General features: G+C 63.7%; 11 protein-coding genes. 4 read left to right on the top strand and 7 right to left on the bottom strand.

From position 1 onward, the window contains the following. The first annotated feature begins 154 nt into the window (after nucleotides 1-154). The gene (locus tag FM069_RS00610; RefSeq protein WP_143486189.1) at nucleotides 155-1015 is read left to right on the top strand and encodes a class I SAM-dependent methyltransferase; all 861 of its coding nucleotides are present in this window, start codon (nucleotides 155-157) and stop codon (nucleotides 1013-1015) included. A gap of 197 nt (nucleotides 1016-1212) precedes the next feature. Here the strand turns inward: FM069_RS00610 and FM069_RS00605 are convergent, their stop codons facing one another. Next, nucleotides 1213-1968, bottom strand: coding sequence for an SDR family NAD(P)-dependent oxidoreductase (locus FM069_RS00605; RefSeq protein WP_143486188.1), 756 nt, complete (start codon nucleotides 1966-1968; stop codon nucleotides 1213-1215). A 131-nt stretch (nucleotides 1969-2099) separates the two neighbouring features. Between FM069_RS00605 and FM069_RS00600 the strand changes: the two genes are divergently transcribed. From FM069_RS00600 to FM069_RS00590, 3 genes are all read left to right on the top strand, one after another. Beyond that, nucleotides 2100-2987, top strand: coding sequence for an AraC family transcriptional regulator (locus tag FM069_RS00600; protein ID WP_143486187.1), 888 nt, complete (start codon nucleotides 2100-2102; stop codon nucleotides 2985-2987). Between the two features lie 292 nt (nucleotides 2988-3279). Next, nucleotides 3280-3846: a manganese efflux pump MntP gene (gene mntP / locus FM069_RS00595; protein WP_143486186.1), complete on the top strand. Its 567-nt coding sequence runs from the start codon at nucleotides 3280-3282 to the stop codon at nucleotides 3844-3846. A 5-nt stretch (nucleotides 3847-3851) separates the two neighbouring features. Continuing rightward, entirely contained in the window at nucleotides 3852-4748 is an 897-nt protein-coding gene (locus FM069_RS00590; protein WP_143486185.1) for an SMP-30/gluconolactonase/LRE family protein, read from the top strand. 256 nt (nucleotides 4749-5004) lie between these two features. Here the strand turns inward: FM069_RS00590 and FM069_RS00585 are convergent, their stop codons facing one another. The 6 genes from FM069_RS00585 to FM069_RS00555 form a co-directional block, all read right to left on the bottom strand. Then, nucleotides 5005-5514: a flavin reductase family protein gene (locus tag FM069_RS00585; protein ID WP_143486184.1), complete on the bottom strand. Its 510-nt coding sequence runs from the start codon at nucleotides 5512-5514 to the stop codon at nucleotides 5005-5007. 304 nt (nucleotides 5515-5818) lie between these two features. Next, on the bottom strand, nucleotides 5819-6847 hold the full coding sequence (locus FM069_RS00575; protein ID WP_143486183.1) for a methionine synthase: 1029 nt from the start codon (nucleotides 6845-6847) through the stop codon (nucleotides 5819-5821). A 25-nt stretch (nucleotides 6848-6872) separates the two neighbouring features. Continuing rightward, on the bottom strand, nucleotides 6873-7856 hold the full coding sequence (locus FM069_RS00570; protein ID WP_143486182.1) for a DUF1852 domain-containing protein: 984 nt from the start codon (nucleotides 7854-7856) through the stop codon (nucleotides 6873-6875). 481 nt (nucleotides 7857-8337) lie between these two features. Next, a complete protein-coding gene (locus FM069_RS00565) occupies nucleotides 8338-9003 on the bottom strand; it encodes an epoxyqueuosine reductase QueH (RefSeq protein ID WP_143486181.1) in 666 nt (221 codons plus the stop codon). Nucleotides 9004-9069: 66 nt separating this feature from the next. Then, complete coding sequence (metE, locus tag FM069_RS00560; protein WP_143486180.1) at nucleotides 9070-11382, bottom strand: 5-methyltetrahydropteroyltriglutamate--homocysteine S-methyltransferase; 2313 nt, start codon at nucleotides 11380-11382, stop codon at nucleotides 9070-9072. A gap of 326 nt (nucleotides 11383-11708) precedes the next feature. Continuing rightward, nucleotides 11709-13913, bottom strand: a complete 2205-nt coding sequence (locus tag FM069_RS00555) for an OsmC domain/YcaO domain-containing protein (protein WP_143486179.1) — start codon at nucleotides 13911-13913, stop codon at nucleotides 11709-11711. Nucleotides 13914-14107: the final 194 nt, after the last annotated feature.

The following is a 14107-nucleotide window of genomic DNA, read 5'->3' as shown; positions in this document are numbered from 1 at the left end:
CCGCAGGCGTGGGCAGCCACGGGCGGGCAGCCACGGATGGATGCGCCGTGGCTGCCGGGGATGTCGCATGCGCACGGCAGGCATTCACCTGCTCTTGACCTCAAGCTGACTTGAAGGCGCACAGTCGGGTTTTCTCCCCTCCAGGACACCCGTCATGCGCCCCGAACCTCTTCCCTGCCCCACAGACAACCCGTCGCAATCCGCCCTCTGGAACGGCCCGTCCGGGCAGGCGTGGATCACCCAGCAGGCAGTGCTGGACGCCCTGTTCGAGCCCTTTCAGACGCTGCTGGTGGACGCTGCCTTTGCCTGCGGGCCGTCGCGGGTGCTCGACGTAGGCTGTGGCACCGGCGGCACGACCTTGGCCCTGGCCACCCGGCTGGGCACTGCGACAGCCTGCACGGGAATCGACCTCTCGGCACCGATGATCGACCTGGCCCGGGCACGCGCCCGGCGAGCGGGCGTACCCGTCACGTTCCTCTGCGCGGACGCCCAGGTCCATGACGCGCAGGACGGGCCGTTCGACCTCATCGTCTCTCGCTTCGGTGTAATGTTCTTCAGCGACCCGGTGCAGGCGTTCGCTCGCCTGCGCCGTGCGGCCCGGGAAGGCGCCACGCTGTGCTTCCTGGCCTGGCGCAGCGCCGCGGAGAACCCGTTCATGACCACCGCCGAGCGGGCGGCGGCAGCCTGGCTGCCCGACCTGCCCCCTCGACACTTGGACGCCCCCGGCCAGTTCGCCTTCGCCGACGCGCAGCGAGTCGCCAGGATTCTCCGGGAAAGTGGTTGGGCGGACGTGGACATCCAGCCGATCGACGTGCCCTGCACGCTGCCGGAACAGGACCTGGTGGGCTACCTCACCCACCTCGGTCCGGTCGGGCTCGCGCTTCAGGGTCAGGCCGACATGGCGCACCCGGCCATCATCGAGCACATCCGGCAGGCCTTCGCGCCCTATATCCAGGGCACGGAAGTTCGCGTCGACGCGGCCTGCTGGTGGGTGACGGCCAGGGCGGCCGGGTAGCCGGCCTGATCGCCCCGCTCGATGAATGGAACGGCACGCCAACCCCGGCTTCTTGCGACGGGCAGATCGGCAAGCGGGACGCGGCTTCGACGGGGGTCTCGGGCAGACCCGGCTTCACTCCAAGTAGCCAGCCCCGAGTGCGGACAACACGGGCCGGTGAACACACCGCTCCCCTGCCCTCGCTCCGGGCAGCGGCGTCAGAGGCCCTGGCCGCCGGACACTTCGATCCGCTGGGCGTTGATCCAGCGATTGTCCTCCGTCAGCAGGCTCGCGATCATCGGCCCGATGTCGTCCGGCACCCCTACCCGTCCCAGAGCGGTCATGTCGGCGATCTGCTGGTTGAGCTGCGGGTTGTCGCGCACCACGCCGCCGCCGAAGTCGGTCTCGATGGCGCCCGGCGCCACCGTGTTCACCGCGATGCCCCGCGCGCCCAGCTCCTTGGCCAGGTAGGCGGAGAGCACCTCGATGGCGCCCTTGGTCGCAGCGTAGGCGGCGTAGCCGGGCAGGCACATGCGGGTCAGGCCGGACGACACGTTGACGATGCGGCCGCCGTCCGCGATCAGCGGCAGCAGGGCCTGGGTCAGGAAGAACACGCCTTTGAAGTGGACGTTCACCAGGCCATCGAACTGGGCCTCGGTGGTCTGCTCGATCAGCGCGTAGTCGCCATGCCCGGCATTGTTGACCAGGTGATCGAAGGTGTCGCGTTGCCAGGTGTCCCGCAAGGCGGCCCGCAGGCGCTCGACGAAGGACGGGAAGCCGGCGGTGTCGCCGGTATCCAGCTGCAGGGCGACCGCGCGGCGGCCCAGGGCCTGGATCTCGCGGACCACGGCGTCGGCCCCGTCGCGGCTGCGCTGGTAGGTCAGGATGACGTCGCTGCCGCGGCGGGCGATGCTCAAGGCGGCGTTGCGGCCGAGCCCGCGGCTGGCACCGGTGATGATGGCGATGGGGGTCATGGGATACTCCTCGTTCAGGGAGGCCCATGGTAGGAAGCGAACGGCCGAATCGCGTTGCCAGAACGTCGACGTTCCTTGCCTGATCGTCCGAACCCCAGAGACCGACGATCCGGATGGGATAAGCTCCCGCGATGACCGATACCCTGCTCGACGCGGTTCGCCGCTACGCCGACGCGCATGCCGACCCCGCCGGCTTTGCCCAGACGCCCATCCCGGGCCTGACCACCATTCGCTCGACGACCCCGAGCGGGCTGCTCCACGCCATCCCGCGGCCCCTGGTCTGCCTGGTGCTGCAAGGCACCAAGCAAGTAGCCATGGGCGCTCAGACCCTCACCTACCAGGCGGGTGACTCCCTGCTGATCACCGCAGACGTACCCATCGTCAGCCAGATCACCCGGGCGAGCGCCGACGAACCCTACCTGTCGCTGGTGGTGGACCTCGACCCGGCGGTGATCGCCGACCTGTCCCTGCAGATGGAGCAGGCATCGCCCGTGGACAGCGCCCGGGTACTGCTCGACCCCACCGATGCCGAGGTCAGCGAAGCGGCGCTGCGGCTGATGCGCCTGCTCGATCGTCCGGCCTCGGTGCCCGTGCTTCACGCCCAGTTGGTGCGTGAACTGCACTACTGGCTGCTGGCCGGCCGCCATGGCGCCGCCATTCGCCAGCTGGGCTGGTCGGACGGTCATACCCAGCGCATCGCCCGGGCCGTCTCCCTCCTGCGGCAGGCGTACAGCGAGCCGCTGCCCATCGCGCGGCTCGCCGAAGCGGCGCGCATGAGTCGCTCGTCGTTCCACCAGCATTTCCGTGCGGTGACCTCCCTCTCCCCGCTGCAATTCCAGAAGCAGCTGCGCCTGATCGAAGCCCGCCGCCTGATGCTGGCGGAAGGCGCGTCCGCCAGCAGCGCGGCGTTCGCCGTGGGCTACGAAAGCGTGCCGCAGTTCACCCGGGAATACGGGCGCCTGTTCGGCCTGCCACCGGTCAAGGACACCGGTGCGCTAAGGGCGGAAGCGGCGGGTTGAACGGGGCGAAAGCGAGGACCTGCGCCGGGCCGCGAGCCATTGCCCGGCCGCGGAAACGCCGACGAACCGGGGTCCCGGCCCCCTTTACGTCGCCTCGATCCTCCGTGCTATCCTCTGCGCCCTCTTTGGGGAGTAGCCGGTTGCCACGTCAGTGGCAGCGCCCTGGTCAACATTCTCGGCAACCTGCCGTGGCCATGGCATCCATCGGAATTGGCGAGACCAACGACATACCCTGTGCCGAGTCGGGCGTGCAGGTGCTGTGTCGTTCGCTCGCGCCCGGCGGACGCTCATCTTGAATGCGATTGCCCTGATCTTCCTTGCCCTCGCCATGTCCACGGACGCCTTCGCCGCGGCCATCGGCAAGGGCTCGAGCCTGCACAAGCCGCGCCTCTCCGAAGCCCTGCGAACCGGCCTCATCTTTGGCGTGATCGAAGCCATCACCCCGGTGATCGGCTGGGCGATCGGCCAGGCGGCCTCCAGCTACGTCACCGAATGGGACCACTGGATCGCCTTCGTCCTGCTACTCGGCCTGGGCCTGCACATGATCTACGCAGGCTTCAAGCCCGAGCAGGACGCAGACGACAAACCCAGCCAGCATTCCTTCTTCGTCCTGGCCCTCACCGCCGTGGCCACCAGCATCGATGCGCTGGCGGTCGGGGTGGGGCTCGCCTTCGTGAACGTGGACATCGTGGTCGCCGCGGCCGCCATCGGCATCGCCACCCTGACCATGGTCACCCTGGGCACCCTGCTGGGCCGCGTGCTGGGGTCCCTGGTGGGGAAACGGGCGGAAATCGTGGGTGGGGTCGTATTGATCGTGGTTGGCGCTACGATTCTCCATGAACACCTTTCTCAGGCGTAATGCGCATGCTCGAAACCCTCTCCACGCCCTCCACCCCCACCCGCCTGCTCATCGCCGGCGCGGCAGCCCTCGGCCTGGCGGCCGTGACGGCGCTCGCGTTCTTCGCCTGGCAGAACTTCTACCCCGTCCAGGCGAGCGAGGGCTGGAACGTCCGCGTGGCCTTCGAGGACGTCGCCAAGGCGGCCGCCATCGTCCCGTCTCCGGAAGGCGGGCTGTACGTCTCCCAGGAGCTGAAGGACGGCAAAGGCAGCATCATCCACATCGCCCCCGGCGGCGAGCGCGAGACCCTGTTCGGCGGGCTGTCCAAGCCCGACGGGATGGTGGCGGCCCAGGGCGGCCTGGTGTTCAGCCAGGAAGGCGGCAGCGCCCCGGTCAAGCTCTACCGGCAGGGAGACGTGAGGGACCTGTTCGACGGGGTGAACGTGCAAGGTCTCTGGAGCGATGGCGAGACCCTGTTCGCCATCGAGGACCGGAAACGCGACGGCCGGCTCTTCCGCTACCAGTGGCGCGATCAGCGCCTGTCGATCCTGCGGGACGACCTGTCCGAGGCGGAATCCATCACCCGCTGCCCCGACGGCACGATGCTGTACAGCGAGAAGGAAAAGGGCCTGATCCGCCGGCTGTCCGCGGACGGCACCGACGCGCCGCTGGCCGTTCAGCTGGACAAGCCCTCCTACCTCCTGTGCGACAGCAACGGCCTCTGGGTTTCGGAGGACCTGACCCATCGCGCGCGCCTGCTGCTCATCGAGCCCAGCCGCCGGGTCCAGACCATCCTGTCGTACCTGAAGGCGCCCCAGGCCATCACCCGCCTCGCCGAGGGTCGCTACCTGGTGGCCGAGGGCGGCCGCGACCGCATCCTGGAGATCCGCCTCGACACGCCGGACCTGGCCCAGCGCAATTGAATGGAAAGCACGGGGTCTGCGTCGCCTGACCGGTAGAAACCTGGCCAGAAGCCAGATTTCTTTGCAGCGCGCGCACTCCTCGCCGGACGGATCGCCGTCGCAGTGCATGGGCTCCGAACGCCTGGTTTGCCCAGCCCGGCTTTTGCCGGCTGCACTGAAGTTCTTCTTTCGAAGAGACGCCTGCGTTTATCGGCCACCAACTTCGCGACGCTCAACCTTGAAGCGAGGTTTGTGTAAAGAACCCGTTCGAGAAGCCTCAAGCCGTTCGATGTACAGCGAGATTGCAGTATTGACCTCTGAAATAAAGTAACGGCTGCGTAGCAACGGCCTCTTGCAGGTTTAACGCCTTCACTTCACCCACCACGATCAGGTGATCACCGGCAGCGTGTTCGGCGTGAATTTCACAGTCGAGCCAGTGCAAGCTCCCGTCGATGATCGGATTGCCCAGCGGCGACTCCCGCCATTCGATGGCGTGCCACTTATCTGAGCCTCGGCGAGCGAAGGTGTTGGAAACCTCGATCTGTTCACCGGACAGAATATTCACGGCGAATCGACCTGCCTGACGAATTCTAGGGTAGCTGTACGAATTCGCCATCACACTGAATGATACCAATGGCGGGGACATCGAAACGCTATAGAACGACTGACAGGTAAAGCCGATCGGCTCCTCATCAATCCGGGATGTTATTACCGTAATACCCGATGCGTAGTGCCCGAGCGCTTCACGAAAACGCAATGGCTCAATGGCATTGCAAGAATGCGACATAGTAAACCCACTAGTGGTACACGGCTCGGACGTACAAGAAACGCCTGGGGCAGCCCGGAGTTTTAACGCGAACTCAGGCGATCCGCATGTGGAAATGGCCTGCCGACTAACCCAGTCCGTTAGCCACACGTTCTCCGGGCCCCTACAGTTTCAACTCGGCACTAGGTTCTGTACGAAAAGTCGTCGAGCGAAGGTCAGGCAAGGCAAAAACAGGCGAAGAAGCGGAGTTTACGTGCTGTAAATGAGCATTCTGAGCCTGTTTTTAACGCAGCATCACCGAGCGCAGGCACTTTTCGTACAGAACCTAGGCAGAGAGCTCTCTTCGAACGATCTCTGCGCCTGCACTCAAGGCATTCAGCTTGCCCCGGGCCACTCGACGAGGCAACGGAGCCATACCACAGTTGGTGCAGGGGCAGAGCTTGTCGGCATCTACGAACCGAAGGGCTTTTCGCAAGGTATCAGCCACCTCCTCCGGCGTCTCGATGGCATGGCTTGCTACATCAATCGCCCCTACCATCACCTTTTTGCCTCGTATCAGCTCGAGCAGTTCCATGGGCACTCGAGCGTTCTGACACTCCAACGAGATCATGTCGATAGCGGACTTCTGTAGTTTGGGAAAAATCTCTTCGTATTGCCGCCATTCCGTCCCCAGTGTCTTTTTCCAGTCCGTGTTGGCTTTAATCCCATAGCCGTAGCAGATATGAACTGCGGTCTCGCATTTCAGTCCTTCTATGGCCCGTTCCAACGTGGCGATCCCCCAGTCATTGACCTCGTCGAAAAACACATTGAATGCAGGCTCATCGAACTGGATGATATCGACCCCGGCAGCTTCCAGTTCCTTGGCTTCCTGATTGAGAATCCTGGCGAATTCCCAGGCCAGTTTCTCGCGACTTTTATAATGAGCATCGTAAAGCGTATCGATCATGGTCATGGGGCCAGGCAGGGCCCATTTTATGGGCTGCTTGGTCTGCTGACGCAAGAACTTGGCGTCTTCAACGAAAACGGGCTTCGAGCGATTTACTCCACCGACAACCGTCGGCACGCTCGCGTCATAGCGATCACGAATCCTGACGGTTTCGCGTTTCTCGAAGTCGACGCCATCGAGGTGCTCAATGAACGTGGTAACGAAGTGTTGGCGCGATTGCTCGCCGTCGCTGACGATATCGATGCCGGCTTGCTGTTGCTCTTGCAGTGACAAACGCAGCGCATCCTGTTTGCCTTCGGCAAGCACTTCATCCTGCAGTTTCCAAGGTGACCACAGCGTTTCTGGCTGCGCGAGCCAAGCAGGCTTTGGCAAACTACCAGCAGTTGACGTAGGCAATAATTTTTTCATGGTAGAAACCTTGTATTCGGGTTAATCAGAGCACGCAGCCCGCAGACCATTGTTCAAGAACAGTGCGGTAAGGCTTGATGAAGTGTTCTTCAGTGAACCGTCCTTGTTCGACAGCCAGCCGGCTACGCTCTTCTCGGTCGTAAATGACGCGTGTCAACGAATGATCCTGATTCTTGAGACTGGGTTGATAACACTGCGCCGCCGGCGCATTCGCATTATAAATTTCCGGCCGGTAAATTTTCTGGAACGTTTCCATCGTGCTGATGGTGCTGATCAGCTCGAGAGCCGTATAGTCATTGAGCAAGTCGCCAAAGAAATAGAAGGCCAAGGGCGCAACACTGCCGGCAGGCATGAAATAGCGAACCTGCAAGCCCATCTTCTTGAAATAGCGCTCAGTCAAGGATGACTCATTGGGCTGGTACTCGATGCCCAACACGGGATGCTGGTTCTCAGTCCGACGATAGACTTTGTTATCCGAAACACTGAGGCAGATAACAGGCGGCTTGCTGAAATTCTGCCTATACACGTCTGAGTTCAAGAAATGCTTGAAGAGTTTTCCGTGCAAATCACCGAAGTCATCCGGAATGCCGAATTTTTGCTGATCCTGATTGTGCTTCAACAGCAGCACACTAAAGTCATAATCCCGCACGTAAGATGAAAAATTGTTGCCTACGATTCCCTCGATTCGCTTGTTGCCTGTTTTATCGACAATACTGGTTTGCAATACCTCGATCGCGGGAAAACTGTCGTCACCACCACTCACGCCCATATACATGTCGACGGAAACGATTTCAAGCTCGACAGCGTAACGATCGCCCTGGGGGTTATCCCATTGCGCCAGGGTATTGAAACGGTTGTCGATCATCCGCAAGGCATTGCGCAGATTCTCCTGGCGATGCTCCCCTCTTGCCAGATTGGCAAAATTCGTAGTGAGGCGCGTGCTATCCGAAGGACGATAGTGTTCATCAAAACGAATACGTTTGACGGAAAAGGTAAAATCTTTATTCATTGCAACGTACACCCTGATATTCAAGACGGCCCTGAACTCGGTTCTTGCGTTTCAGGGTTTTCCAATTTCCATGTCGAACTCTTCACCTGGTAATTTCCACGCGCTTGTCAGCGAAGAGCAGCGCTGTATTTTATGCCGAGCCGCTGATGGCACAGAACTGAACTTATTTCACTGGAGCATTAATCCTACTCATGATCGCAACAGCCCTCCGACCCGAAACGGTTCGTACACCCGCCTTGAAAATTTACCCTTGCGTATATCGCTGCGGGGCGGTCGCTTCCCGCCCTGCCTGAAGACCCTCAGGACGCATCAGGGAAGTGCTTGCCCGCGGATCGATGTAGGGGGATGCCCGTAGGCGACACCTCGCCATGGATCGGGGATGCGGGTCGAGGTTTCCTGGCGCTCGAGGTGATCATTGGAGCGTCTTCATCACCCTTTCCGCTCGCTCGAAGCCTTGGAAATCGCGCGTTGCGCCGGGGTGTCAACTGTCACGGGCATCGTCATCCCCGTAGTACTGCACGCCGATGCGTATCAGTTCGCGGCCCTGGGCCTTGCGGTGGTGGTTGCTGTCCCGCAGCGAATAGATGCAGCCGCAGTATTCCTGCTGGTAGAAGCGCTCCCGCTTGCTGATCTCGATCATCCGGGCCGACCCGCCACCCTTGCGCCAGTTGTAGTCCCAGTAGGTGATGCCGGGGTACTTGGCTGCCGAGCGCCGGCCGCAGTCGTTGATCTGCCGCATGTCCTTCCAGCGCGAAATGCCCAGGGAGCTGCTGATCACCGAGAAGCCGTGCTCGTGGGCATACAGCGCCGTGCGCTCGAAGCGCATGTCGAAGCACATCGTACAACGCACACCCCGCTCGGGCTCCCACTCCATGCCCTTGGCCCGGGCGAACCAGTGGTCGGTGTCATAGTCGGCGTCGACGAAGGGCACCCCGTGCTGCTCGGCGAAGCGGATGTTCTCGTCCTTGCGCAGCCGGTATTCCCGCTCCGGATGAATGTTCGGGTTGTAGAAGAACAGCGTGTAGTCGATCCCCGAGGCGGTGATCGCTTCCATCACTTCCCCCGAGCAGGGCGCGCAGCAGGAGTGCAGCAGCAACCGGCCGCTGCCATCGGGCAGGGTCAGCTTCGGGCGTACCAGGGCGCTCATGGATCATGGGTCTCCGACAATGCGCAACGGGACGCCGCGCGTCCCGTTTCCTTTCATACGATGCGATCAGGCGTTCGCGGCGCCGCCGCTGCGCAGCTCGCGGGCCGCCGCCACCATGTTCACCAGGGCTGCCTCGGTCTCCGGCCAGGCGCGGGTCTTCAGGCCGCAGTCCGGGTTGACCCACAGGCGCTCGGCCGGGATGCGCCTGGCCGCCTTGCGCAGCAGGTTGACCATCTCGTCCTTGCCCGGCACCCGCGGCGAATGGATATCGTAGACGCCCGGGCCGATCTCGTTGGGGTACTCGAACCGCTCGAAGGCCTCCAGCAGCTCCATGTCCGAGCGCGAGGTCTCGATGGTGATCACGTCGGCGTCCATGGCGGCGATGGACTCGATCACATCGTTGAACTCGCTGTAGCACATGTGGGTGTGGATCTGGGTCTCGTCGCGCACGCCGGAGGCGCACAGGCGGAAGGCCTCGGTGGCCCAGTCCAGGTAGTGGCCCCAGGCGCTGCGGCGCAGGGGCAGGCCTTCGCGGAATGCCGCCTCGTCGATCTGCACGAGCTTGATGCCGGCGGCCTCCAGGTCCACCACTTCGTCGCGGATGGCCAGGGCCAGTTGCCGCGCCTGGACCTCGCGGGACACGTCTTCCCGCGGGAAGGACCACATCAGCATGGTCACCGGGCCGGTCAGCATGCCTTTCATGACCTTGCGGGTCAGGCTCTGGGCGTAGGTGATCCATTCCACGGTCATGGCCTTGGGCCGGCTCAGGTCGCCGACGATCACCGCCGGCTTCACGCAGCGGGAGCCGTAGCTCTGCACCCAGCCGAAGCGGGTGAAGACGTAGCCGTCCAGCTGCTCGGCGAAGTACTCGACCATGTCGTTGCGCTCGGCCTCGCCGTGCACCAGCACGTCCAGGCCCAGCTGTTCCTGGATCTGCACCGCGTGGCGGATCTCGCTCTGCATCGCCTCGGTGTACTCGGCGGCGCTGAGCTTGCCCTGCTTGAACGACTGCCGCGCCAGGCGGATGGACGGGGTCTGCGGGAAGGAGCCGGTGGTGGTGGTGGGGAACGCGGGCAGGTTGAGGCCGGCGCGCTGCTTGGCGATACGCTGGGCGAATGCCGACTGACGCTGGGCGTCGCGGGCCTGGATGGCCGCCAGGCGATCCTGCACGGCCGGCTTGTGGATACGCGGCGAGGCGGCGCGGCTGGCCTGCACGGCGCGGCTCTGCTCCAGGGCAGCACGCACGCCGGGCGCGTCGGGCTGGTTGACGGCGCGGGCGAGCACGGCGACTTCGGCGCACTTCTGCACGGCGAAGGCCAGCCAGCTCTTCAGCTCGGCATCCAACTGGACCTCCCGCTCCAGGTCCACCGGGCTGTGCAGCAGCGAGCAGGACGGCGCGACCCACAGGCGCTCGCCGAGGCGTTCGTGGGCGTGGCGCACCACGTCCAGCGCCTTCTCCAGGTCGCACCGCCAGACATTGCGGCCGTTGACCAGGCCCAGGGAGACGATCTTGTAGGTCGGCAGGCGGTCGAGGATGCTCGGGTACTGGTCCGGCGCCCGCACCAGGTCCAGGTGCAGACCATCCACCGGCAGGCTGGCGGCGAGGCTGAGGTTGTCCTCCAGGCCGCCGAAATAGGTGGCAACCAGCTTCTTCAGCGGCTCGCTCTGCAGCAGGTTGTAGGCACGCTCGAAGGCATTCTTCCAGTCCTGGGGCAAGTCCAGCACCAGGATTGGCTCGTCGATCTGCACCCATTCCACGCTTTGCGCGGCGAGGCGCTGGAAGATCTGGCCGTACAGCGGCAGCAGGCGCTCCAGTAGGTCGAGCTTGTCGAAGTCGCCGCCCTTGGCCTTGCCCAGCCACAGGTAGGTCAGCGGGCCGATCACCACCGGCTTCACAGTGTGGCCAAGGGCTCGGGCTTCATCGACCTCCTCGAACAACTGGTCCCAGCTCAGCGCGAAGCGCTGGTCGGCCGTGAATTCGGGCACCAGGTAGTGGTAGTTGGTATCGAACCACTTGGTCATCTCCTGGGCGTGGGCGCCATCGCAGCAGCTGTCGCCGTGGCTGCCGACGGCGCCACGCGCCATGGCGAAGAGGGTCTGCAGGGTCGGCTTGGCCTCGCCGCCGTGGCGGAAGCGCTCGGGGACGACGCCGAAGGTCAGGGAGTGGGTCAGTACCTGGTCGTACCAGGCGAAGTCACCCACCGGCAGCAGGTCGATGCCGGCGTCCTTCTGGGCCTGCCAGTGAGTCGCGCGCAGGTGCTTGCCGACGGCCCGCAGCCCCGCCTCATCCAGTTCGCCCTTCCAGAATGCCTCTTGGGCCTTCTTCAGTTCGCGGTCACGTCCGATGCGAGGGAAGCCGAGGTTGTGTGCCAGTGCCATGCCAGGATCTCCCATCCAGGAAATGAATGGAGCGATTCTCGGGAGTGGCGAGTCATGAGACAAATTCAATTTATTCGCGATGAACACAAGTTTCCCTCATGGTAGAGGGATAACCGTGGCCGCGCCTCACTGAGAGGGCCGAACGGCTGGGAGGGACGGCCCTGTTCCGGCGTTCGCAGCCGTGCCGCTCGCGACTCGGTCGAAGAAGGATCGAGGAACCGGGCAGGCAGGGCTCGATGCCCTGAGGGGAACGCTGAAGGAACGAGCCACCACGCGAGCGGCCCGCAACCCGGAGAGCGCCTGAAGGCGCCCTCCGGGAACCTGCCTCAGCCGGCGGCTTCCACCGCACGGGCCCGGGCGGCGTGCAGCTTCTTGTAGCTCTCCACCAGGCGCAGGTGCTTGTCCAACCCTTCCAGCTTCAGGCTGGTGGGCGTCAGCCCGAAGAAGCGCACGCTGCCCTCCACCGAGCCCAGCACCGCGTCCATCCGCGCGTCACCGAACATACGCCGGAGGTTGGCCTCGTAGTCGGCCAGTTCCAGCTCGCTGTCCAGCAGCACCTCCAGCACCACGTTCAGGGCCTGGTAGAACAGCCCGCGCTCGACGGTGTTGTCGTTGTACTGCAGGAAGGCTTCCACCAGTTCCTTGGCACCCTCGAACTTCTTCAGGGCGAGCTGGATCAGCAGCTTCAGCTCCAGGATCGTCAGCTGGCCCCAGGCGGTGTTGTCGTCGAACTCGATGCCGATCAGGGTGGTGATGTCGGTGTAATCGTCCACCTCGCAGTTCTCCAGGCGCTTGAGCAGGGCCTTGAGCGCGCGGTCGTCGAGGCGGTGCAGGTTGAGGATGTCCTCGCGGAACGCCAGCGCCTTGTTGGTGTTGTCCCAGACCAGGTCCTCCACCGGGTAGATCTCCGAATAGCCGGGCACCAGGATGCGGCAGGCCGTGGCCCCCAGGTGCCGGTACACCGCCAGGTAGACCTCTTTGCCCATGCCTTCGAGAAGGCCGAACAGGGTGGCGGCTTCCTCGGCGTTGGCCTCCTCGCCCTGGGCGGAAAAGTCCCACTCGACGAACTCGAAGTCAGCCCGGGTGCTGAAGAACCGCCAGGACACCACGCCGCTGGAGTCGATGAAGTGCTCGACGAAGTTGTTCGGCTCGGTCAGCGCGTGGCTCTCGAAGGTCGGCTGCGGCAGGTCGTTGAGGCCTTCGAAGCTGCGCCCCTGGAGCAGTTCGGTGAGGCTGCGCTCCAGCGCCACCTCGAAGCTCGGGTGCGCGCCGAACGAGGCGAACACGCCGCCGGTGCGCGGGTTCATCAGGGTCACGCACATCACCGGGAATTCGCCGCCCAGGGACGCATCCTTCACCAGTACTGGGAAGCCCTGCGCCTCGAGGCCCTGGATGCCGGCGAGGATACCCGGGTACTTGGCCAGCACCTCCCGGGGCACGTCCGGCAGGCACAGCTCGCCTTCGAGGATTTCCCGCTTCACCGCCCGCTCGAAGATTTCCGACAGGCACTGCACCTGGGCTTCGGCCAGGGTATTGCCGGCGCTCATGCCGTTGCTGAGGTAGAGGTTCTCGATCAGGTTGGACGGGAAATACACCACCTCGCCGTCGGACTGGCGCACGAAGGGCAGCGAGCAGATGCCGCGGGCGGTGTTACCGGAGTTGGTGTCGTACAGGTGCGAGCCGCGCAGCTCGCCCTCCGGGTCGTAGATCGCCCGGCAATACGGGTCGAGGATCTCGGCCGGCAGCGCATCCCGGGGGCCGGGCTTGAACCAGCGTTCGTCCGGGTAATGGACGAACTTGGCGTTGGCGATGTCCTCGCCCCAGTACTGGTCGTTGTAGAAGAAGTTGCAGTTGAGCCGCTCGATGAATTCACCCAGGGCCGAGGCCAGGGCGCTCTCCTTCGTCGCCCCCTTGCCGTTGGTGAAGCACATCGGCGACTGCGCATCGCGGATGTGCAGCGACCAGACGTTGGGCACGATGTTGCGCCAGGAGGCGATCTCGATCTTCATGCCCAGCCCGGCGAGGATGCCGGACATGGCGGCGATGGTTTCCTCCAGGGGCAGGTCCTTGCCGGGGATGCGGGTGCGGGTACCGGAGTCGGCGTCGAGCATCAGCAGCGCCTGGGCATCGGCGTCGAGGCTCTCCACCTCTTCGATCACGAAGTCCGGGCCGGTCTGCACCACCTTCTTCACGGTGCAACGGTCGATGGAGCGCAGGATGCCCTGGCGGTCCTTTTCCGAGATGTCCGCCGGCAGCTCCACCTGGATCTTGAAGACCTGCTTGTAGCGGTTCTCCGGGTCGACGATGTTGTTCTGCGACAGGCGGATATTTTCGGTGGGGATATCGCGGGTCTGGCAATACAACTTCACGAAGTAAGCCGCGCACAGTGCCGAAGACGCCAGGAAATAATCGAACGGTCCCGGCGCCGAGCCATCGCCCTTGTAGCGAATGGGCTGGTCGGCTATCACCGTGAAATCATCGAACTTGGCTTCGAGCCGAAGGTTGTCGAGAAAATTGACCTTTATTTCCATGGGGGCTTACCAGAAGAGCGGCGAAGAGCGGACCGCGCATTATCCGGATTTCCCGGCTGGAAGTCCCGCGCTTTCCGGCGAGCCCCGCAGGCCGGCCGGCGCGCGCACGAGCTCATGGAAAATGAATTCAATAACAAACAGGACAACGAAATAGCCGCTGACAGTGCGCCCGCTATTCAACTCCTCAAGTAATC

Source organism: Pseudomonas mangiferae, assembly GCF_007109405.1.
In the GTDB taxonomy this organism is placed as follows: domain Bacteria; phylum Pseudomonadota; class Gammaproteobacteria; order Pseudomonadales; family Pseudomonadaceae; genus Pseudomonas_T; species Pseudomonas_T mangiferae.
Note: the sequence above shows the minus strand (reverse complement) of the source record. Positions and strands in the feature narration are given on the sequence as shown.

Coding starts and splice junctions, on each gene's coding strand:
- FM069_RS00610 (WP_143486189.1), top strand. CDS start 155: ATGCGCCCCGAACCTCTTCCCTGCCCCACAGACAACCCGTCGCAATCC.
- FM069_RS00605 (WP_143486188.1), bottom strand. CDS start 1,968: ATGACCCCCATCGCCATCATCACCGGTGCCAGCCGCGGGCTCGGCCGC.
- FM069_RS00600 (WP_143486187.1), top strand. CDS start 2,100: ATGACCGATACCCTGCTCGACGCGGTTCGCCGCTACGCCGACGCGCAT.
- FM069_RS00590 (WP_143486185.1), top strand. CDS start 3,852: ATGCTCGAAACCCTCTCCACGCCCTCCACCCCCACCCGCCTGCTCATC.
- FM069_RS00585 (WP_143486184.1), bottom strand. CDS start 5,514: ATGTCGCATTCTTGCAATGCCATTGAGCCATTGCGTTTTCGTGAAGCG.
- FM069_RS00575 (WP_143486183.1), bottom strand. CDS start 6,847: ATGAAAAAATTATTGCCTACGTCAACTGCTGGTAGTTTGCCAAAGCCT.
- FM069_RS00570 (WP_143486182.1), bottom strand. CDS start 7,856: ATGAATAAAGATTTTACCTTTTCCGTCAAACGTATTCGTTTTGATGAA.
- FM069_RS00565 (WP_143486181.1), bottom strand. CDS start 9,003: ATGAGCGCCCTGGTACGCCCGAAGCTGACCCTGCCCGATGGCAGCGGC.
- metE (WP_143486180.1), bottom strand. CDS start 11,382: ATGGCACTGGCACACAACCTCGGCTTCCCTCGCATCGGACGTGACCGC.
- FM069_RS00555 (WP_143486179.1), bottom strand. CDS start 13,913: ATGGAAATAAAGGTCAATTTTCTCGACAACCTTCGGCTCGAAGCCAAG.